Genomic DNA, 19,169 nt, shown 5'->3' with positions numbered 1-19,169 from the left:
ATTGAACTTTGTTTCGGGCTTGGTTTCGGGCTTGGTTTCGGGCTTGCCGCCGCTACTCAAACACGCCTGCATTGCTCGGATCTTTGGGATCTGGACCAAACCGGTTCGGCCCCGGCGTTCCCGGCAGCAGCATGACCACAATAAACGCGATGCTGGCGACAAGCCCGATGAGCGGGATGAATGATGCGACGATAAAGCCCAGATACCACCACCCAGACATATCCCGATCATGCAAACGCCGCACAACGACTGCAATGCCCGGAATCAGGATGGCGAGCGCATACAAACCATACACGGACAGGCCGATCCAACTGAGAGTTCCCATCCCTGTCAGTATCGCCTCGGCTGCGGCGTCATCTGACCCCATCACAGATGCCGCCAAGATTGAGGACAGCGCCGGTCCGGCCAGAACAGATATGATGATCAGATTCATCAGCGCAAACATCCAATATTCCATCCGGCGCGAGCGCCCTTGAAAATCGGCATACCGCTTTAGCGGCAAAATCATCCAGTGCATTTTGATCCCCTTGCTCCCCTGCGCAATCGGCCCCGTGCTTTCGCGCAAAGTCAAAACATAACAAAAAAGGCCCCGCCGTAAACCGGCGAGGCCTTTTCTTGATGTTTGGGTGTGATCCTGTTCGTTTAGAACTTGAACCGAACAACACCGCCATATGTGCGCGGCGCATTTGGATAAGCCGCAACCGTGCCTGCCTGGGCAACACCCGGGAAGATGGTCAGAATGTCACGCTCATCAAGCAGGTTCCGGGCAAATGCACCGATCTCCAACCCGTTGTCGAGCGCCAGCGTCATCGAAGCGTTTACGAGGTTCGTATCCCGCTTGAACTGAGTTGCGAAATCGCCAAACGCCGCAAAACCGTTCGAAATCTGCTCGTTGCTTTCGTGGTTGTAATCCACACGAGAGATCAGGCGTGTCCCGCTGTCCCACTCATGCGTGTACGTCGCGCTTGTCGCGATCGAGAAGGACGGAATATTGCCCGGACGGACACCCGAAAGATCACCAATCGGGCTGTTCGTAAAGCTGTCGAACACCGGATCGAGGTGGGTCATCGCGAATGTCAGGACCAGACCGTCTGCCGGATTGATCGTCGCATCAAGTTCAAAACCACGAACCGACTGTTCACCCGCATTGGCGAGCGCAAAGCCCAGTCCGGTGAACAGGAAGCTCTGGAAACCTTCAATCGTCTGGTCGAACAAGGCGATGTTGATGCCGAAGCCATCCCATTGGCCTTTGAAACCGATCTCATAGACTTCGGCTTCTTCCGGACCTGCGAAGCGTGAACCGGTTGAAAGGTTCGGCGTTGCAAGACCAGCATCCGTAATCGGCGATGAAGGTGCAAGGAACGTCGAGTTAAAGTAACCGCGCGGAGCCGGTACGTTAGCGAAAGCCCCCGATGGAGCCGGGACAAAATCACCCAGCAACGGACGGCTGTCACGCGACAGGTTGACCGAGCTCGCTTTGAAACCGGTTGCGTAGCTTGCATACAGATTGACTTCATTCGTTACCTGAAACGCAGCGCGGAACAGATAGGTGAATTTGTCGTCGTTCGTCTGACCTGGCTCGATTGCGTTTGGCACATCGAGGAACCCTGTCTGGAATTGCAGGGCTGCAAGATCCAGGAACGGGTTGGTCGCCGGATTAAGTGCGGCGGCCGCAAGACCTTGCTGCTGAGCTGCCGGCAGCGCCAGGAACTGGTCACGTGACGTCACTGTACCAGCGGTAGCTACTCCGATGAACGCATCGACAAGGTTGATGGTTGCCAGTGGATCGCCAGCGATCGTGTTGATCGCGAAATCCTTGCTGTCATCAGTGTAGTTGAACCCTGCGGTGAACACGAGGCCATCGACCGGTTCAAAATCTACCGTACCAAAGACAGAGTAGGATTCGTTGTTGAGCCCGAAGAATTCCCGGCTGAGGAAGTCGCCGCCCAAAATGCTACCGATCCCAAAGTTTGCACCGGCTTCGGCGGCCTGCAGCGCAGCCTCGCCTGCACCGATCTGCTGGGCAGGTGTAAGGAACGGGATCTGCGAACCGATAAGCTCGGGCGTAGCTCCGAAAAATCCTGCGCTTGCCGCGTTAAAGGCGGCAAAGCTGCGGAAATCCTCACCGATTGGCAGTTCGCTGTTCTGCGAGATCGACTCATCAAAATAGTAACCACCGAGCAAGAAGTTGATCGGACCGTCGAAATCGCTCGCGATGCGCAATTCTTGCGTGAACGTATCAACAGCCTGATCGCGCGTCTCGGTGACGAGATCGGCGCTGGTGAAATCAACATCCTGATTGAAGAAGTTGCGCAGCTCGCGATAGGCGGTGATCGACGTCACCGAAATCGGGCCGGAGCTCCAGTCGATTTGTGCCGAAACACCGTAGTTTTCGTTCTCGTTGACCGGTTCAACAGACAAGAAGTTTTCGTTGGTGAACAGACCGATAGGAGATTGGCCGCCGACCGCAGTAATTGCATCGCGGGTCGTTGGACCAATCGCGAGCGTGCCAGTCTGACAGCAATTCTCGTCGATTTTGCCATAATCACCGATGATGCGGACGCTAAGATCGGCTGTTGGCTCGATCAGCAACTGACCGCGAACCGAATAACGGTTACGGTTATTGATGTCTTCGTTGAGATTGACAATCGTGCCAAAACCATCGCGGCGCTGGTAACTACCATCGACCGAGAATGCGACGTTTTCGGTGATCGGGCCGGTTATGTCACCTTTGAGGAATACGGTGTTGAAATTGCCATAAACGGCTTCAACCGCGCCGCCGAATTCGAATTGCGGCGGACGGGTTACGACCGAAATAACACCAGCCGACGCGTTTTTGCCGAACAAGGTGGATTGCGGGCCGTTGAGAACTTCGATGCGCTGGACATTCGGAAGGTCGTTCAGAGCGGAAGCCGAACGTGAGCGGAAAACACCGTCGATGAACACACCAACCGATGGCTCGATGCCGAAGTTGTTATCGCCGTTACCAAAACCGCGAATAATGAAAGTCGACGCCGAGGAGGTTTGAAGCTGGCTGACGCGAAGCGAAGGGGTGACCGTCTGCAGGTCGAGCACGTCGCGGATCTGTGCCTGCTCAAGCGTTTCACCGCTGGTTACGGAAACAGAGATCGGGGTCTCTTGCAGCGTTTGCTCACGCTTGGACGCCGTAACGATAATTTGATTGCCATTATCCGGCGCCCGAAGCGCGGCGTCGTCATCATCGTCTGCGTCTTGTGCAAAAGCGATGCTAGGCGTGGCGACAGCAAATGCGGCTGCACCTGCGAGTAGGGTTAAGCGGTATGATCCGGCGATGCCGGTTGAATTCGAACGCATGAAAGCTCCTCTCCAAAATCCCATCGAGCTTTGGCTGCCGTAAGGGCACGCGTCCCCAGACGCGCAAGACCTTCCGCTCGATTGGCGCTCGCAATAGGCTATGCTTACGTATGCGACAAGCGTGAAACCCCCAGAACTCTTAGTGAAATGGGGTATTGTTGCAACACCGACACACTGTTGCGTGCCTTTCTTGCGCCGGTCAGAATCGCCAGAGCTTGCCGAACCAATTCAGCTGCGCTAGGCGCGCGGCAAATGTTGCAATGCAACAGCATGTCGACCCTTCGGACTATTCCGTAGCGTCAACCTGACTGTCGCAAACCGGCCATAAACCCGCCTTAACTGCTTATCGTGCTTTTTCGCCGTTCCGCATTCTGCGATCCGGCATTCGAATTTGGAAATTAACGCTCATGTCTTCTAATCTGCGTAATATCGCAATCATCGCCCACGTTGACCACGGCAAGACCACTTTGGTGGACCAATTGTTCCGTCAATCGGGCACATACCGCGAAAACCAGCGCATCGAAGAACGCGCCATGGATTCCGGCGATCTGGAAAAAGAGCGCGGGATCACGATCCTTGCCAAATGCACCAGTGTCGAGTGGGAGCATGATGGCGAGACCACGCGCATCAACATCGTAGATACGCCGGGCCACGCCGATTTCGGCGCCGAGGTGGAACGTATCCTGAGCATGGTCGACGGGGTCATCCTGCTCGTTGACAGCGCCGAAGGTGCAATGCCGCAAACCAAATTCGTGACCGGCAAGGCGCTGGCACTTGGCCTGCGCCCGATTGTTGTCGTCAACAAAATCGACCGTCCCGATGGCCGCCCGCAAGAAGTGCTGGACGAAGTGTTCGACCTTTTCGCCAGCCTTGACGCGACCGACGAACAGCTCGAATTTCCATCGCTTTGGGCATCAGGCCGTGATGGTTACGCCAGCGATGATGAAAGTGCCCGCGAAGGAACGCTTGATCCGCTGTTCAAACTGATCACCGAACACGTCCCTTCCCCTGGCCTTGATACCGAAGGCAAGTTCAGCTTCCTTGCGACCTTGCTTGACCGCGACAATTTCATGGGCCGCGTGCTTACGGGCCGCGTCCAGTCGGGCACGATCAATGTCAACGATCCGATCCATGCCATTGATATGGATGGCAAGGTCGTCGAAGTGGGCCGCGCGACCAAACTGATGAGTTTTGACGGACTTGAGCGTGTCCCCGTTGATAGCGCGAAGGCGGGTGATATCATCGCGCTCGCCGGACTTGAAAAAGCAACGGTGTCTAACACCATTTGCGATCCATCAGTCACCGAGCCGATCGCTGCACAGCCGATTGATCCGCCTACCCTTGCGATGCGTTTCTCGGTCAATGATAGCCCGCTTGCAGGCCGTGAAGGCACCAAAGTCACCAGCCGGATGATCCGTGACCGGCTCCTGCGCGAAGCCGAAACCAACGTTGCCATTCGCGTTACCGAAGCAGACGACAAAGACGCATTCGAAGTGGCCGGACGCGGTGAATTGCAGCTCGGCGTGCTGATCGAGACAATGCGCCGCGAAGGCTTTGAATTGGGCATTTCGCGCCCGAAAGTGCTGTTCCGCGAAGAAGACGGACAGCGCATGGAGCCTTACGAAACCGTCGTCATCGATGTGGATGATGAACATTCCGGCACGGTCGTTGAGAAAATGCAAAAGCGCAAAGCCGACCTCAATGAAATGCGCCCTTCCGGTGTCGGCAAAACCCGCATCACCTTTTCCGCCCCGTCACGCGGGCTGATCGGGTATCACGGTGAATTCCTGTCCGACACACGCGGCACCGGCATCATGAACCGGCTGTTCGAAAAATACGGCCCTTATAAAGGTGCCGTAGGCGGCCGGAATAACGGCGTGCTGATCTCAAACGGTGATGGCGAATCCAACGCGTACGCACTCAACATGCTTGAAGAGCGCGGCGAGATGTTCGTTGGCCCGGCGATGAAAGTCTATGAAGGCATGGTCATCGGCGAGAACGCCAAACCGGACGATCTTGAAGTGAACCCGATGAAGGCGAAGCAGCTTTCCAATGTGCGCTCGACCGGTAAGGATGATGCGATCCGCCTCACCCCGCCGCGCCGGATGACACTGGAACAGTCCATCGCCTATATCGATGATGATGAGATGGTTGAGGTCACTCCGCAGTCTATCCGCCTGCGCAAGACCCTGCTTTGCCCGCACGAGCGCAAAAAAGCCAAGCGCAAAAAATAAACTCAAGCGATCACTCGCCCGCGCCTGATCAGGGCATCCCTCAACGGGCGCGGGTGACGAATTCGGTGATAGCCTCGGTAACGGCGGGCGCGATTGGCAGCGATGCATCGCTGTAGGATCGCAGATTGACCGCACGGTCGCCCGGCGGAACCTGTTTCAGGACATGATTGACCTGTTCAAGGATGACCAATTCGGCATCAACCTGCGCAGACTGCAAGGCCTGCGCGTCGGATAACGCCACTTGAATATCCTCCTGAGGATGCAGGATCAAAACCGGCCCTGTGTAATCGGCAATCATCGCCGCCGGGTCTTGCGCCAGCATACTTTTCATAAAGCGTTGAATTTGCGGCCCGAAAATGGGCAGCAAAACCGGCGGCAGTTCGTTCGCTGCGATGTCCTCGCCAGCTTCTAGCTGCGAAATAGCCTTCTCTGCATCGTCAAGGATGGAGGCATTGGCCGGATTGGCCTTGAATTGTTCGCGCAGAATAGCGCCCAGAGGCCGCCCGGGAGACGCGGCCAGAATAACTCCGCAGATACCGTCGGATCTATCCGCAACGCTGGCTAATGCGATCAACGCGCCTTCGCTGTGGCCCAGCAGCCAAACGCAATCATTGCCCGTTTCGCTGCGCAAAACCGCAGACCAGGCATGTGTATCGGCGACATAGGTTTCGATGGTCACATCGTTCGCGTTCTCCGTCGCTCCCGCGCTTGCAAACATGCCGCGTTTGTCGATCCTTAATGTCGTGATCCCGCGCTCAGCGAGGCGCTCTGCCAGAAGGCGATAACTCGCCGCCCTAACGCCGAGAGGATTGTTACCGTCTCTGTCCGTGGGACCCGATCCGGGAATGATCAGCACAGCCGGACCATTTTGAATATCGCCAGGAACCAACGTTCCGTAGAGCGATCCCATCAGCCCGTCATGAGTAGCCGCGACATCGGTCGAACTTTGTGCGGCCACACTGACCGAGCATCCTGCAAGCAAGGCTGTCCAGCCCAGAAAATGCCGCTTCATTCTTGATCTCCTGTCTTTGCGCCGCCGCCGCTCTGCCAAAGCCACCAGCTGTAGATCGTCGGTATCAAAGCGGCGCAGAGGACGGATCCGATGACGACGATTGCCGAAAGCTCCGGCCCGAGAGGCAGGACTGCGGACAGGATGACGCACGCACCTGCCAGCATCATCAACTTACCGCCCAGCCGATGCGTTGCGATCCAGTTATCCGTATCGGTGATCGCCCACGGGGTGCGGATACCGACGAAGAAACCCGGGCGGCTTTTGGGCAGGAAGTTTCCGATCACCACCAACAAGACGCCAACTCCCATCACGACGGCATCGACCGGTAAACCAAGGCCAAATGCGGGCAGGCCAATCGTCGCCTGAACCACAATCATCAAAAACAGCATGGCAATCCAGACCGCCCGCAGCAAAGGCGCCGATCCGTCCAGCTTTTCCTGAAGCGGTTCAAGCGCTGGAATAATCGAAAACAAAATGGCTATCGCCGCAACCACAATCGGCGGAAGCAACAAGGCTTGAAGGGCTGGCGCGAAATTGTCTGGCGTACCGGTTGCGTCCCAATGCACCGGCAATTCAGCGCCAGCGGGCAGCCGCGCTTCTGCCAGAAACGCAAAGACCACCATGGCAGCCGCAATCACGGCAGAGACGATCAGGAGGGTCCTCGATCTCATTTTAAACCTCGTTCGGTTGGCGTCGATTCTGGGATTCTGGCGCATCGGATTTTGCGCCGGAGCGGCGAACGCGCCCCATAAAGCCCATTACCGCTTCTTCGAGCGTCGACATATTGAGCGTGTAAATGATTGTGCCTGCGCGGTTCTCTCCAACGATCAGGTCGGCCGATTTCAATTTTGCAAAATGGCCCGACATGGTCGGCTTTGACACATCAAACGCATCGGCGATTTCGCCTGCGCTCATGCCCCCGCCTTTCAGCATCTCGAGCACTTGCCGGCGGATTGGATGAGAGAGAGCTTCAAACACAGACATACGCTATTTAGCTAATTCGCTAAATAGCGTATGTCAAGCGCGCTCGTGCACGCAAGGATGCCTCGCTCGTGCGTGCGTGCGTGCGTGCGTGCGTGCGTAGGAGAGTAGCTGCGTGGAAAGTGAAAGATCCCTCGCCCTTATCCTCGCCGCGCCCGGATCACGTAATTAGCCCATGAAATTTGGCTGACCGTTTGACGCGCTCACCCCGCCATCAACGGGCAGGTTCACGCCTGTGATAAAGCTCGCATCTTCGCTGGCGAGGAAAGCGGCAGCGGCGGCGATATCTTCGGGTTCGCCAACGCGTTTTATCGCCATGCGGTTCATCACCATCTTCATAGCGCCCTCATTTTCGAGGATTCCTTCGACCATGTCCGACCGGGTAACCGATGGGTTGATCGTATTCACCCGAACGCCCATCTGGCCAAGCTGCAGCGCAAGACCGCGGGTCAGGTTTGTCACCGCCCCCTTCGATGCGTTGTAAAGCGGCAGCATGGAATCGCCGCCAATGCCCGAGACACTGGAAATGTTGATGATCGAACCTTGGGTTTTGATCAATTCAGGGATCGCCTCGCGCGAGAGATAGATCACACCTTTGACATTGATATCAATCACCCGGTCGATCGCTTCATCGCTGGTTTTGTGGAGCAGCCCCTGATCCGCAACACCGGCATTGTTGACCAACGTATCAAGCCCGCCGAATCTTTCGACTGCCGCGGCCACGATCTTTTTCGCAAAATCCGATTTGCTGACGTCACCTGCCACCACCAGCGTGCGCTCCGGATCAAGCGTACCGGCCACTTCGGCGCATTTCTCGGCATTGCGGGCGTTGATGATCACATTGGCGCCTTCGGCATGGAAACGCCGGGCAATGCCCTCTCCAATGCCGCTTGACGATCCGGTTACGATTACGGTCTTGCCTGCAAAACGGTCTGATTGGGTCATGAACAATCCTTTGGTGTTTCTGGTTCTGTGGTGCTGGATCAATCCCGGAAGGGCCGATTTGTGCCCGATTGGCCGCGCCGCAGGATTCTTGCACTATGCCTCTTGCGGAAGAAATACCCTTAGCACCAAGCCGCCTATACCATGTGATCCTTGCAAACTTTCCCCCTACGGTGGCGTTGCAAGGTCCGATTTGTTACCCGCCTGACCACCATGCAAACAGCAACCCTTTTAAGCCTCGCCCTGTATTTCATCCTCATGATTGGCATCGGGCTTTACGCCTGGCGCAAATCAACCGCCGATAGCGAAGGCTATCTGCTTGCCGGTCGCAATTTGCCTCCTTCGGTTGCTGCGCTGTCTGCGGGTGCTTCCGACATGTCCGGCTGGTTGCTCTTGGGATTGCCAGGCGCGTTATACGCAACCGGATTGGTTGAGGCGTGGATCGGCATCGGCCTGTTCGCAGGCGCTGTCGCCAATTGGTTTATTGTCGCGCCGCGCCTGCGCGAACAGACAGAGACGCGCGGCAACGCGCTCACCATTCCGCAATTTCTGGCCAATCGGTTTCCTGAACGAGCCGTCACTTTGCGGGTAATCTCTGCCATTGTCATCGTCACGTTCTTTACGGTCTACACCGCCGCCGGGCTGGTTGGCGGCGGCAAGCTGTTCGAAACCGCATTTGCGGGGATGCTTCCGGGAATGGGCATGAGCGATTACATGCTTGGCATCGTCATAACGGCCGGCATTGTTCTGGCCTATACGATGGTTGGCGGGTTCCTCGCTGTGAGCCTGACCGATTTTGTTCAGGGCATCATCATGATGATCGCGCTGGTCATGATGCCGTTGGTCGTGATGTTCGGCAGCGGCGGAGATGCTGGTGGCTCAATTTCCGATGTCGACGTACCGGGCTTTCTAAGCCTGACAGAAGGGCTCACCGGGCTCGGATTTATCAGCGCGGTAACATGGGGCCTCGGCTATTTCGGCCAGCCGCATATCATCGTACGCTTTATGGCGATTGATACCGTCGCAAAAGTCGCGCGGGCTCGCACATACGGCCTGTCATGGATGGCCGTATCACTGCTTGGCGCGATTGGGATGGGTCTTGCCGGGCGCGCCTATGCCGATCGCAACGGTTTGGTCGTCGAAGACCCAGAAACGATCTTCATCGTGCTGTCAGAACTGCTGTTTCATCCGCTGATCACGGGCTTCCTGTTTGCTGCATTGCTTGCCGCGATCATGAGCACGATCAGCTCGCAATTGCTGGTCAGCTCCAGCTCTTTGACAGAAGATTTCTACCGCCTGTTTCTGCGCAAACAGGCAAGCGAACGTGAAGCTGTCAATGTCGGACGGATCTGCGTCGCACTCGTCGCAATCGCGGCCATGTTCATTGCCAGCAATCCGGATAGCGAAGTTCTGGGTCTGGTTTCAAATGCGTGGGCCGGTTTTGGCGCGGCATTCGGGCCGCTGATCATCCTCGCACTGACGTGGCAGGACAAAGAAGGCGCGGGCATGACAGGGGCAGGCGCTGTGGCGGGCCTTGTCACCGGGGCCGGTGTCGTCGGATTGTGGATCGCCTTTGGTCTCAACGCCGATTTCATCAATGGGCAAGGCCTCTATGAGATCGTGCCCGGCTTCATCGCATCCTGGATAGCGATTGTAGTGGTTAGCAAAGCCACATTCAAAACCGGTGTCACAGCGGCGTCTGTTCAATCCTGATCGGATTGTAACCACACGGCGAGTTCTCTCGAACACACTCCAGATGCATTCGGCATTTTGCCGGCTGTCTTGCCATTTTTGGAGTCCAATCAATGAACCGTTTTTTCCTTTTGTTCGCGGTAATCGGCGCCGCCATCTTCGGGACCATGCAGCTTTCCGCGCAAGGCAGCGCGAATGGCTGGCAGACCTATGACGCCGGCGAATTCATCATGGCGCAAAAGAAAGGCAAGACAATCGTTGTCGATATCTACGCCGACTGGTGCCCGACCTGCCGCGCGCAAGCCCCTATTCTAGAGGAGTTGCGCAAAGAAAAACAAAGCAAAGACACGCTTTTCGTGAAGGTCAATTTTGACGACGAGAAAGCGTTTCTGCGTCAGCACCGTATCCCGCGCCAATCGACCATTCTGGTATTCGATGGAGAAACCGAGGTCGTGCGTTCGATTGCAGAAACCAATCGCGCGCGGCTTCGCGGCAAAATCCTCGGCGCGCTTTGAACGCTTTGCGGGCGTCAGGCTGAAACAATGATTGGTAGCGTTCTCCTGTCCTTTGTCGCTGGGTTGGTGACAATCCTGAATCCGTGCGTCTTGCCGCTGGTGCCGATCCTGATCGCGTCGGCACTCGGCAAGAGCCGGTTCGGGCCGCTTGCTCTTGCAGCAGGTCTGGTGACGAGTTTCACGCTGTTCGGGTTTACCGTGATCGCGTTTGGATACTCGCTGGGCATCAATGAACAAGCGGTCCGGATATTTGCGGGCGCCATGCTCGCGGCGGCGGGCTTTGTCCTGATGGTTCCCCAAGCGCAATCCGCCTTGACCGCGGCGGCTGCACCGGTCGCCAATTTCGGCAATCGGCGGCTTGAAAGGTTGAACGGGAATGGCGCGGGCGGACAATATGCGATCGGATTACTGCTCGGTATTGTTTGGGCCCCGTGTGTCGGCCCCACCCTTGGCGTGGCAATCGCTGCCGCCAGCCAGGGCGAGGATTTGGTCGGCAGCTTCGTCATTTTCCTGATTTTCGGAAGCGGCGTGGCCACCAGTGTGCTGGCCTTCGCCTATGGCTCGCGAAAGGCATTGGGCGAGCGCCGAAAGACCATGCAGAGCCTTGCAAGATACGGTAAACCACTGTTCGGGGCGGCGCTGTTTATTGTCGGGGCAATGGTCCTGACCGGGTTTGACAAGGTGATCGAAATCGCGCTGCTCGATGCGTTGCCGCAAAGCGTGATCGAATTCACCACGCGGTTCTGACGTCACCGGCATTGCTGATCACCCTTCCCTCACCGTGCCAATTGCGACATGCTGTACGCAACAGACGGGAGGATGTTTCAATGACCGATACACCACGCATTACCGGATTGGGCGGCGTATTCTATGTGGTAAAAGACCCCGCAGCGACCCGTGAATGGTACCGCGACAAGCTGGGTGTTGATGGTGAATATGGCCCGCAATTGGCATGGGCCGATGAACCAAAAGCCAACCCCTATTCCTTAATTAGCCATTTTCCGGATGACCAATATATCAAACCGGGCAGGTCAGGATTTATGATTAACCTTCGCGTCAATGACCTTGATGGATTTTGCGAGGAGCTCGGGAGAAAAGGCGTTAAAGTTCTCGACACTGCGGATGAAGGGTATGGAAAATTCGCCTGGATCCTTGATCCAAACGGGATAAAAATTGAGCTTTGGGAACAGGTTGCGGAAGAATTGCCCTGATAATCGTTTCAGAAAAACGGGCTGCCGCACCGTTCATCGAATGATCATGGTAAACGCGCGTTAAGGTTACTGATTGAAAGTCCGGTAACCAAAAGTGGGTAATTCCTCTTAGCCATGAAACGCTCAAAAACTTTGCGGATCGCCCTAGCAGCGGCAGGTTCTATCGTTGTCGCCGGCTGTGGCAGTTTGATCCCTACCGCAAGCGCGCCTGCACCAAGCGGCGAACGCTATGCCAAGGCTGGCGCCTACACACCGCCCCGGACTGCGGCACCTGCACCGCGCCGCTTTGCATCGACCCCGCAAAGTGTTGCTGCGAACTCGTCTGATGCCAGCTGTCTTGCTGAATTGAATCAGGCCGGAGCGCGGTTCAATCCCGTCCCGGATACATATTCTGCGCCGGGCTGCAACAAACTGGGCACGGTCCAGCTATCGGCGCTTTCCGGTGATGCGCGCCAGGTCAATGTCAGCAATATCGGACCTGTGAAATGCCGCACGGCCAAGGCTTTCAACGCGTGGGCGCAATACGGCGTAGACCGCGCCGCCCGGCAGATACTGGGCAGCCGGCTTGAACGGATCGAAACAATGGGCAGTTATTCCTGCCGCAATGTCGCAGGATCAAACCGGAAATCGGCGCATGCTACTGCGGGTGCGATTGATGTATCGGGCTTTTTACTCGCCGATGGACGCCGGATCAGTCTGAAAAACGATTGGGATGCCGGAACCCCGGCAGAGCGCGAATTCCTGCGTGTGGTTCACAGAAGCGCCTGCAAGCGGTTTGGGACGGTTCTCGGCCCTGAATACAACCGCGCGCATGAAGACCATTTTCACCTTGAAGGAACCGGCGCAAAATTCTGCCGCTGAACCGCACAAAAACGCCTCCGCAGAATTATTCCGCAGAGGCGTTTCGGCGGGAAACCCCATTCAATTCTAAGTTTGTCGCGGTTCCAGTTTTGCTTCGAGTTTGAGACGCACCGCGTCGGCGGCGTGATTCGCACCCAGTTTGTTCATCATGTTGGCCCGGTGAATCTCCACCGTGCGCGGGCTGATTTCGAGTTCGCGCGCAATGATTTTGTTGCTGCTTCCCCGTGCCAACCAATCCAGCACTTCCCGTTCGCGGGTCGAAAGGCTTGAAATGCGGTCGCGCGCTTCGATCATACGGCGGCGTGTTGCCCCGAAAACCTCAGCCTCTTTCTCGATCCGCGCAAGGCATCTTGCGAACCTGTCCGGATCCAGCGGAAGCGACAGATAATCCAGCGCGCCTGCCTTGATCGCTTCAACGATCCGTCCCGGGCGCGGCTGCCCTTCGATTGCGATCAACGGTAACCAGATACCCAATCGGCTCAGCCGTTCTAGGATCACCGCAACACCGCCCTCTTCGGGGGTGTCCCGGGCAACAATAATGCCCTCACGCGGAGGATGGACGGACAGTTCCGACAAATCGCCATAGACTTCGGAATGGTGACCCAGGGCGAAACCGATGCTTGCCAACTCGGCGCGGTTACGGCTCGATGAATCGATGAAATGGAGAGAGGCTTTGCGTGTCATTCACAAAGCAAGACCCCGTTTTCGCGGTAATTACACTTAGTACTTGGTCCAATTCGGACCGATAATCTCGCAGACTTTCAAATCTCCCGCGAAATCGACTGAAATATCGGTCCAGTTTGAAGCAATTGCTTTTGAGAAGATCGCCGATACTTAAAAAATAGCCAATTTCGCGCGGACGATTATTCAGGTGTCGAATGTGTAACCGGGCAAGGAATGGAACGCAGACTTCAACGCATCACCCCAGCCTGACGAGATTGTATCGAAATACGGATCGCCCTGTGTAATGCGATGTTGATGGGTTGGCGCAAAATCATCTTTGCCGATAACCAGCAAATCGAGCGGCAACCCAACCGAGAGATTGGCTTTCAAAGTGGAATCGAACGAAACCATCAACAATTTGGCCGCGTCTTCAAAGCTCATATCACGGTCATAGCCGCGCAAGATGATCGGGCGGCCATATTTGGTTTCACCAATCTGGAAAAACGGAGTGTCCCAGCTGGCTTCGATAAAGTTGCCTTCGGGATAGATCATGAACAGACGCGGTTCCATGCCAGCGATTTGTCCGGCGACGATGATCGACGCTGTGAATCTGCCCTTCCCGCGATCGCCATTCGCTTTCTGGCGTTCCTCGATCGTGGTGCGCAGCAAGCTGCCGATTTCGCCAACAACGGAGAACATTGTCTTGCCATTTATCAGCGTATTCTCGCGGTCTTCGGGCTCTTTGGTGCGCTCTTCAAGCTGGCTGACAACCGCCTGTGTGGTCGCCAGATTGCCTGCGGTCATGACTGCGATCATGCGTTCACCGGGAACCTGCCAGTGAAACATTTTGCGGAATACAGAAATATTATCGACACCCGAATTGGTCCGGGTGTCGCTCATCAGCACCAAACCTTTATCAAGCACCATGCCAACGCAATAAGTCATGTGGAATTCTCCGAGGGACGGAAGCGCGCAGTTAGAGTATATCCCGGTGCGCGCAAGCGTTATTGCTGCTGTTGCGCTTGTTCCTGCTGTTCGTGATCATCATGCTGTTGCTCCACCGCGATATCCACGGTGAGGATTTGCTCCGATCCACCAAAGCTGATCCCGGTGATAGGAGCCGCATCGCGGTAATCGCGTCCGGTGGCCACACGGACATAACGCGGATCGGGACTGATCCCGTTGGAAATGTCAAAACCGACCCAGCCCAGACCATCGACATGCGCCTCTGCCCACGCATGGGTCGCCTCCTGATCGATCCGGTCGTTCATCATCAGGTACCCGCTGACATAGCGCGCGGGAATACCGCCTGCGCGTGCCGCCCCGATAAAGATATGCGCGTGATCCTGACACACGCCTCGTGCGTCGTTCAACGCTTCCTCTGCGGTTGTGCCCACGCCGGTCTGGCCGGTTTCATAACGCACCTGTTCAGAAATAGCGCGGGAGAGCGTGTGCAGGTAATCGAGCTTCTCGCCCTCGGGTGGGGGGCCCAGTTCGCGGATCATGCCGCGCATTTTCACACCCGGTTTGGTCAATGTGGTTTGCCCGAGAAAGCTCCACAGCGGCAGATGGCCCGAATGATGGCCAATCACGCCGCCTTCATCCTCGGTCTCGACTGTTCCGGCACACGTGACGGTGACTTCGCTGGTCCCGCCATCGACAGAAATTAGGGTCACCGTGTTGTGGTGCTGGTCTTCATATTCCAGTTCGGTATGGGCGTTGCTGTAGCTCATATCCCATTTCAGAATTTTCTGACCTTGCGTCTCTTTCGGTGTCAGCCGCAGCCGTTGGAGGCCATGAACCACAGGCTCTTTAAAAGCATAACGGGTCGTATGACGGATCGCCAATCTCATGTCGCAAACCTCATGCTAGAAACCTGTAATCATCGCCGATGGCAGAGCCGATCGCCGCGTTGCGCGCCATGAAATCGACGAGGAATTCATGCAGCCCCCGTTCGAATATCTGGTCTACGGTGATATCCGCGATGTGCATATCGGCATCACGCATCAGCTCATTGCATGTGCCTTCTGCGCCATGCAGCCGAGCGAGCGCCGCCAGATTATCACGCTGCGCGCTGCGACAAAAAGCAAGGCTGCGCGGGAAGCGATCATCCAGCACCAGGAATTCGACGATTCCGCGGGCATCGATCTGACCGGCATTAAGCCACGTATAGGCGCGCGCGCCCGCGACGGATCTGAGAACCTGATCCCACTGCCCGCTATCAAGGCTCGACCCGACATAGGATAGCGAGGGAAGCAGCAGGAAATATTTCAAATCAAGGATACGCGCAGTGCTTTCGGCGCGCTCAATAAAGGTGCCAGCGCGGGCGAAATGAAAGGCTTCATTGCGCAGCATCGAACCGTCAAATGCACCGTGAACCTGTGTTCCGGCACGGCGGATAGTGCTGACAACATCGCCGACCGCGCTTTGGCTTACGGGACGCGACAGCAATTTATCGAGCGCCATCCAGCTTTCATTGACCGCTTCCCAGACATCGCTTGAAATATTGGTCCGCGCCAGCCGCGCATTGGTGCGCACTGCGCCAAACATTTCGCGGACATTGGCCGGATTGGTCTTGTCGCGAAGGATGAAATTCCACGCCGATTGGCCATCATAGCTATCGTGACTGGCCTCGTAGATCGCTTTCTGACCGCTGGTAAGGATGACTGACCGCCATTCTTCCTCAGCCGTCTGCAGATCACGAGTGACAGCCATGCGCAGCCCCGCATCAAGCAGGCGCGCAGTGTTCTCTGCTCGCTCAAGATAACGGAACATCCAGAATAGCCCGTTGGCGGTGCGTCCTAACATTTTGTGGCCACCATCAGTCTTTCAAAACCCATGTATCTTTTGTCCCGCCGCCTTGGCTCGAATTGACGACCAGCGACCCTTCCTTCAACGCGACGCGCGTTAGACCGCCCGGCGTAATCTCGATCCCATTCGGCGAAACCAAAACAAATGGGCGCAGATCAAGGTGGCGCGGTGCCAGACCCTTTTTGGTGAAAATCGGACAGGTCGAAAGCGACAATGTCGGCTGTGCAATATAGTTTTCCGGGGCCGCGATCAGTTTGGCGCGGAACGCTTTGATCTCTCGCTTGGAAGCGGTCGGACCGATCAACATGCCGTATCCGCCAGAACCATGAACCTCTTTGACCACCAGATCTTCGAGATTATCGAGCACATAGGCCAAGCTATCATCATCGGCGCAGCGCCATGTCTCGACATTCGGCAAAAGCGGTTTTTCGCCGGTGTAGAACTCGACGATCTCCGGCATGAAAGAATAGATTGCCTTATCATCGCAAATGCCGGTGCCCGGCGCATTCGCGATCGTGATGCCGCCTGCGCGGTACACGTCCATGATGCCCGGCACGCCCAGCACGCTCGACGGTTCGAAACTCAGCGGATCGAGATAATCATCATCCACGCGGCGATACAGGACATCGAGCGGTTTATACCCGCTGGTCGTGCGCATCTGGACCACGCCGTTTACAACGCGAAGATCGCTGCCTTCGACCAGTTCAGCCCCCATCTGATCGGCCAGAAAAGCGTGCTCGAAATATGCCGAATTAAAGATGCCCGGTGTTAACACCGCAACATTCGGCTTTGCCCGCCCGCTTTCCGCAAAGGCCGGCGGCGCGCAGGCCGCGAGCGAACGCGCGAGGCGGCGCGGATAATCAGAAACGGTCTCTACAGGCACGCGGCTGAACAGGTCAGGGAACATGCCCATCATTGTTTCGCGGTTTTCCAGCATGTACGAAACACCCGAAGGGGTGCGCGCATTGTCTTCCAGAACAAACCATTCATCGGGGCCGGTGCGGACCAGATCAATTCCGACAATATGCGTGTAAATGCCCCCGGGCGGGGTGAAACCGACCATATTGGGAAGCCACGCTTCGTTTTGTTTGAAAAGCCTTTCGGGCAGCCTTCCCGACCGGATGATTTCCTGCCGGTGGTACAGATCATACAGAAAACTGTTGAGCGCCCTCACCCGCTGTTCGATCCCGCGCGTCAGCTTACGCCATTCCGGCGCAGTGATAATGCGCGGCACCATGTCAAACGGGATTAGACGCTCTTCGGCTTCATCTTCGCCGTATACGTTGAACGTGATGCCGGTTTTGCGAAAACTGTCATCCGCCTCGGCATTTTTGCGTTGCAGCCATCTGTTATCTTGCTCGTCATACCACGAACAATAGTCGGTATAGGCCGGACGGGTATTGCCGTCGGCATCATACATTTCGTCAAACTTGTCGGAAGTGCCGACCATTGATCCCCCTGGTCACAAAAACGTGCAATGATGCTTGTACGCATCGGCGCGCGAAATGAAAGCTTAACAAACCAAAGGATCAAACCCGTTCAAGTTCCGAAATAACTGCGCGAACGGCGGCCGGAGCGTATGAAAAACCCATATGCGTGCAATCAACTTCGATTGTGCGGTCACGCTCATGTGTGAGACCGCGTGCGCAATCCGGCGCGATCACACCGTCGCGCGGGCTCCACATTGCAACAGTTTCAACCGGTGGCTTGGTGCCGACGCGATTTTCAACCGGCGGCGCATCAACCCGATGGCCGGTCACAAATTGATACAGCCGCCACGCATTGTTGGCACGCGGATCGCCGGAAAATGGCGAACCCATGGTGATAACCTTCGCGACCTTATCCGGGTGCCGGTGGGCCAGCTCGCGTCCAAACATTCCGCCAAGGCTCCAGCCGAGCAGAACCGGCTTCGTTTCGTAACGCTCGTAAACCGCGATCAGTCTGTCTTCTAGTGCCGCGATCCGCTCTGGCGACGGGCCACTGTTAAAACCAAGCTTCCACAATTTTGCCTTGTGGCCCGCGCGCTCGATCTGGAGCGACAGATACCGCATCGTGACAGGCGTGGCGAGAAAGCCCGGCAGCATCAGCACGATACTGGGATTGGCGGCCGGCTGGATCGCAGGCGGACTGCGAAGCCTGCTGGTCAAAGGCGAGAAGACGTAACCTGCCTCATTCGCAAGCAAACGCAGCGCAGGGCGAACAGGCGCTGGCCCTTCAATCTTTTGCGAGGCGAGACGCAATCTCTCGCCCAGAGTGATGGATTTCTGCGTTGCCATGGGCCAAGAATATTACTTTCGACCCATGAACGCCAAGTGAAATCTACCCCGGACAATCGCCGACGCGCGTCGTCGTGCTTTTCAAAGTCATCTGCATGCCCTGACCAGATGTCGCATCGTTCATATCCATTTTCACCGTCATATCCTGCTGGGTTTCGCCGATCGTTCCGTTGAAAGAGATTGTCCCCGTCCCGCCGGAGGGGTCTTTGCAATTCATCACCGCATCCAGACGTCCGCCGGATGCATCGAAGGATTCGTATTCGCAATCATCGCTAAACCCCTGAAGTTGCTTAACGTAATCCTGATATCCGTCATCGATCATATCCTTGGTGATGCACATGCTTTGTTCCTGGGTCGCGCCCATTTCCATCAGGCCGCGCATCATTTGGGCGTCTTTGTCCGGTACTCCGGGCATGGCGAATTCGATCAATTCGGATGTCGTTGTGTATTGACCGGGCTCAGGTTTCGCCAATTCTTCAAAGGCCGCTTCAAGCTGCGCGGGATCGTTTGGGTCATCCACCGCCCCGCTGCCCCCGCACGCCGCCAAAGCCAACGCAGATGCCGCCGATAAAACCATCTGAATACGCATAAAATTTCCCTCCGAAGTGCGTATCGCATGCTGAAGCGTTCTGAACGCT

Annotated in this window: 19 protein-coding genes; 6 read left to right on the top strand and 13 right to left on the bottom strand. The window is 56.3% G+C overall.

All coding sequences use genetic code 11. The features are described 5' to 3' along the window. Nucleotides 1–52: 52 nt before the first annotated feature. Both FGU71_RS10065 and FGU71_RS10060 read right to left on the bottom strand, forming a co-directional pair. Nucleotides 53–517 (bottom strand): DUF805 domain-containing protein, encoded by a 465-nt coding sequence (locus FGU71_RS10065; protein ID WP_142788444.1) that lies wholly within the window; start codon nt 515–517, stop codon nt 53–55. Nucleotides 518–642: 125 nt separating this feature from the next. Then, entirely contained in the window at nt 643–3,333 is a 2,691-nt protein-coding gene (locus FGU71_RS10060) for a TonB-dependent receptor (protein WP_142788443.1), read from the bottom strand. A 407-nt stretch (nt 3,334–3,740) separates the two neighbouring features. Here FGU71_RS10060 and typA point away from each other — a divergent pair, with 407 nt between their 5' ends. After that, the gene (gene typA / locus FGU71_RS10055; RefSeq protein WP_142788442.1) at nt 3,741–5,567 is read left to right on the top strand and encodes a translational GTPase TypA; all 1,827 of its coding nucleotides are present in this window, start codon (nt 3,741–3,743) and stop codon (nt 5,565–5,567) included. A 40-nt stretch (nt 5,568–5,607) separates the two neighbouring features. Here the strand turns inward: typA and FGU71_RS10050 are convergent, their stop codons facing one another. The 4 genes from FGU71_RS10050 to FGU71_RS10035 form a co-directional block, all read right to left on the bottom strand. Then, entirely contained in the window at nt 5,608–6,579 is a 972-nt protein-coding gene (locus tag FGU71_RS10050; protein ID WP_142788441.1) for an alpha/beta hydrolase, read from the bottom strand. After that, the gene (locus FGU71_RS10045; protein WP_142788440.1) at nt 6,576–7,250 is read right to left on the bottom strand and encodes an SdpI family protein; all 675 of its coding nucleotides are present in this window, start codon (nt 7,248–7,250) and stop codon (nt 6,576–6,578) included. The genes FGU71_RS10050 and FGU71_RS10045 overlap by 4 nt, the downstream gene beginning before the upstream one ends. 1 nt (nt 7,251) lies before the next feature. After that, nucleotides 7,252–7,563 (bottom strand): metalloregulator ArsR/SmtB family transcription factor, encoded by a 312-nt coding sequence (locus FGU71_RS10040; protein ID WP_142788439.1) that lies wholly within the window; start codon nt 7,561–7,563, stop codon nt 7,252–7,254. Nucleotides 7,564–7,728: 165 nt separating this feature from the next. Further along, nucleotides 7,729–8,505 carry an SDR family NAD(P)-dependent oxidoreductase gene (locus FGU71_RS10035; RefSeq protein WP_142788438.1) on the bottom strand — a complete coding sequence of 259 codons (777 nt, stop codon included), beginning with the start codon at nt 8,503–8,505 and terminating at the stop codon, nt 7,729–7,731. Nucleotides 8,506–8,715: 210 nt separating this feature from the next. On the opposite strand from FGU71_RS10035, the gene putP reads away from it, so the two are divergent. From putP to FGU71_RS10010, 5 genes are all read left to right on the top strand, one after another. After that, nucleotides 8,716–10,215: a sodium/proline symporter PutP gene (putP, locus tag FGU71_RS10030; RefSeq protein ID WP_142788437.1), complete on the top strand. Its 1,500-nt coding sequence runs from the start codon at nt 8,716–8,718 to the stop codon at nt 10,213–10,215. 92 nt (nt 10,216–10,307) lie between these two features. After that, nucleotides 10,308–10,709, top strand: a complete 402-nt coding sequence (locus FGU71_RS10025) for a thioredoxin family protein (protein ID WP_142788436.1) — start codon at nt 10,308–10,310, stop codon at nt 10,707–10,709. A gap of 27 nt (nt 10,710–10,736) precedes the next feature. Then, on the top strand, nt 10,737–11,456 hold the full coding sequence (locus FGU71_RS10020; RefSeq protein WP_142788435.1) for a cytochrome c biogenesis CcdA family protein: 720 nt from the start codon (nt 10,737–10,739) through the stop codon (nt 11,454–11,456). 80 nt (nt 11,457–11,536) lie between these two features. After that, nucleotides 11,537–11,920, top strand: a complete 384-nt coding sequence (locus FGU71_RS10015; protein WP_142788434.1) for a VOC family protein — start codon at nt 11,537–11,539, stop codon at nt 11,918–11,920. Nucleotides 11,921–12,034: 114 nt separating this feature from the next. Next, entirely contained in the window at nt 12,035–12,781 is a 747-nt protein-coding gene (locus FGU71_RS10010) for an extensin-like domain-containing protein (protein ID WP_142788433.1), read from the top strand. A gap of 66 nt (nt 12,782–12,847) precedes the next feature. Here the strand turns inward: FGU71_RS10010 and FGU71_RS10005 are convergent, their stop codons facing one another. From FGU71_RS10005 to FGU71_RS09975, 7 genes are all read right to left on the bottom strand, one after another. Further along, nucleotides 12,848–13,465 (bottom strand): response regulator transcription factor, encoded by a 618-nt coding sequence (locus tag FGU71_RS10005; protein WP_142788432.1) that lies wholly within the window; start codon nt 13,463–13,465, stop codon nt 12,848–12,850. A 183-nt stretch (nt 13,466–13,648) separates the two neighbouring features. Continuing rightward, a complete protein-coding gene (locus FGU71_RS10000; protein WP_142788431.1) occupies nt 13,649–14,389 on the bottom strand; it encodes a proteasome-type protease in 741 nt (246 codons plus the stop codon). Nucleotides 14,390–14,448: 59 nt separating this feature from the next. After that, nucleotides 14,449–15,297, bottom strand: coding sequence for a transglutaminase family protein (locus FGU71_RS09995; protein ID WP_142788430.1), 849 nt, complete (start codon nt 15,295–15,297; stop codon nt 14,449–14,451). Between the two features lie 10 nt (nt 15,298–15,307). Then, on the bottom strand, nt 15,308–16,252 hold the full coding sequence (locus tag FGU71_RS09990; protein ID WP_142788429.1) for an alpha-E domain-containing protein: 945 nt from the start codon (nt 16,250–16,252) through the stop codon (nt 15,308–15,310). A 13-nt stretch (nt 16,253–16,265) separates the two neighbouring features. After that, on the bottom strand, nt 16,266–17,705 hold the full coding sequence (locus FGU71_RS09985) for a circularly permuted type 2 ATP-grasp protein (RefSeq protein WP_142788428.1): 1,440 nt from the start codon (nt 17,703–17,705) through the stop codon (nt 16,266–16,268). 79 nt (nt 17,706–17,784) lie between these two features. Further along, nucleotides 17,785–18,531, bottom strand: a complete 747-nt coding sequence (locus tag FGU71_RS09980) for an alpha/beta fold hydrolase (RefSeq protein ID WP_142788427.1) — start codon at nt 18,529–18,531, stop codon at nt 17,785–17,787. A 43-nt stretch (nt 18,532–18,574) separates the two neighbouring features. Next, nucleotides 18,575–19,120, bottom strand: coding sequence for a DUF3617 domain-containing protein (locus FGU71_RS09975; RefSeq protein ID WP_142788426.1), 546 nt, complete (start codon nt 19,118–19,120; stop codon nt 18,575–18,577). Nucleotides 19,121–19,169 lie beyond the last annotated feature (49 nt).

This window comes from Erythrobacter insulae (genome assembly GCF_007004095.1).
Classification (GTDB): Bacteria; Pseudomonadota; Alphaproteobacteria; order Sphingomonadales; family Sphingomonadaceae; genus Erythrobacter; species Erythrobacter insulae.
This window is presented reverse-complemented; position numbering and strand designations above follow the sequence as displayed.

What these genes read in the sequence shown, in the direction of transcription:
- FGU71_RS10060 (WP_142788443.1), bottom strand. Translation starts at nt 3,333, where the DNA reads ATGCGTTCGAATTCAACCGGCATCGCCGGATCATACCGCTTAACCCTA.
- putP (WP_142788437.1), top strand. Translation starts at nt 8,716, where the DNA reads ATGCAAACAGCAACCCTTTTAAGCCTCGCCCTGTATTTCATCCTCATG.
- FGU71_RS10040 (WP_142788439.1), bottom strand. Translation starts at nt 7,563, where the DNA reads ATGTCTGTGTTTGAAGCTCTCTCTCATCCAATCCGCCGGCAAGTGCTC.
- FGU71_RS10050 (WP_142788441.1), bottom strand. Translation starts at nt 6,579, where the DNA reads ATGAAGCGGCATTTTCTGGGCTGGACAGCCTTGCTTGCAGGATGCTCG.
- FGU71_RS09985 (WP_142788428.1), bottom strand. Translation starts at nt 17,705, where the DNA reads ATGGTCGGCACTTCCGACAAGTTTGACGAAATGTATGATGCCGACGGC.
- FGU71_RS09990 (WP_142788429.1), bottom strand. Translation starts at nt 16,252, where the DNA reads ATGTTAGGACGCACCGCCAACGGGCTATTCTGGATGTTCCGTTATCTT.
- typA (WP_142788442.1), top strand. Translation starts at nt 3,741, where the DNA reads ATGTCTTCTAATCTGCGTAATATCGCAATCATCGCCCACGTTGACCAC.
- FGU71_RS09975 (WP_142788426.1), bottom strand. Translation starts at nt 19,120, where the DNA reads ATGCGTATTCAGATGGTTTTATCGGCGGCATCTGCGTTGGCTTTGGCG.
- FGU71_RS09995 (WP_142788430.1), bottom strand. Translation starts at nt 15,297, where the DNA reads ATGAGATTGGCGATCCGTCATACGACCCGTTATGCTTTTAAAGAGCCT.
- FGU71_RS10045 (WP_142788440.1), bottom strand. Translation starts at nt 7,250, where the DNA reads ATGAGATCGAGGACCCTCCTGATCGTCTCTGCCGTGATTGCGGCTGCC.
- FGU71_RS10015 (WP_142788434.1), top strand. Translation starts at nt 11,537, where the DNA reads ATGACCGATACACCACGCATTACCGGATTGGGCGGCGTATTCTATGTG.
- FGU71_RS10020 (WP_142788435.1), top strand. Translation starts at nt 10,737, where the DNA reads ATGATTGGTAGCGTTCTCCTGTCCTTTGTCGCTGGGTTGGTGACAATC.
- FGU71_RS10000 (WP_142788431.1), bottom strand. Translation starts at nt 14,389, where the DNA reads ATGACTTATTGCGTTGGCATGGTGCTTGATAAAGGTTTGGTGCTGATG.
- FGU71_RS09980 (WP_142788427.1), bottom strand. Translation starts at nt 18,531, where the DNA reads ATGGCAACGCAGAAATCCATCACTCTGGGCGAGAGATTGCGTCTCGCC.
- FGU71_RS10035 (WP_142788438.1), bottom strand. Translation starts at nt 8,505, where the DNA reads ATGACCCAATCAGACCGTTTTGCAGGCAAGACCGTAATCGTAACCGGA.
- FGU71_RS10005 (WP_142788432.1), bottom strand. Translation starts at nt 13,465, where the DNA reads ATGACACGCAAAGCCTCTCTCCATTTCATCGATTCATCGAGCCGTAAC.
- FGU71_RS10065 (WP_142788444.1), bottom strand. Translation starts at nt 517, where the DNA reads ATGCACTGGATGATTTTGCCGCTAAAGCGGTATGCCGATTTTCAAGGG.
- FGU71_RS10025 (WP_142788436.1), top strand. Translation starts at nt 10,308, where the DNA reads ATGAACCGTTTTTTCCTTTTGTTCGCGGTAATCGGCGCCGCCATCTTC.
- FGU71_RS10010 (WP_142788433.1), top strand. Translation starts at nt 12,035, where the DNA reads ATGAAACGCTCAAAAACTTTGCGGATCGCCCTAGCAGCGGCAGGTTCT.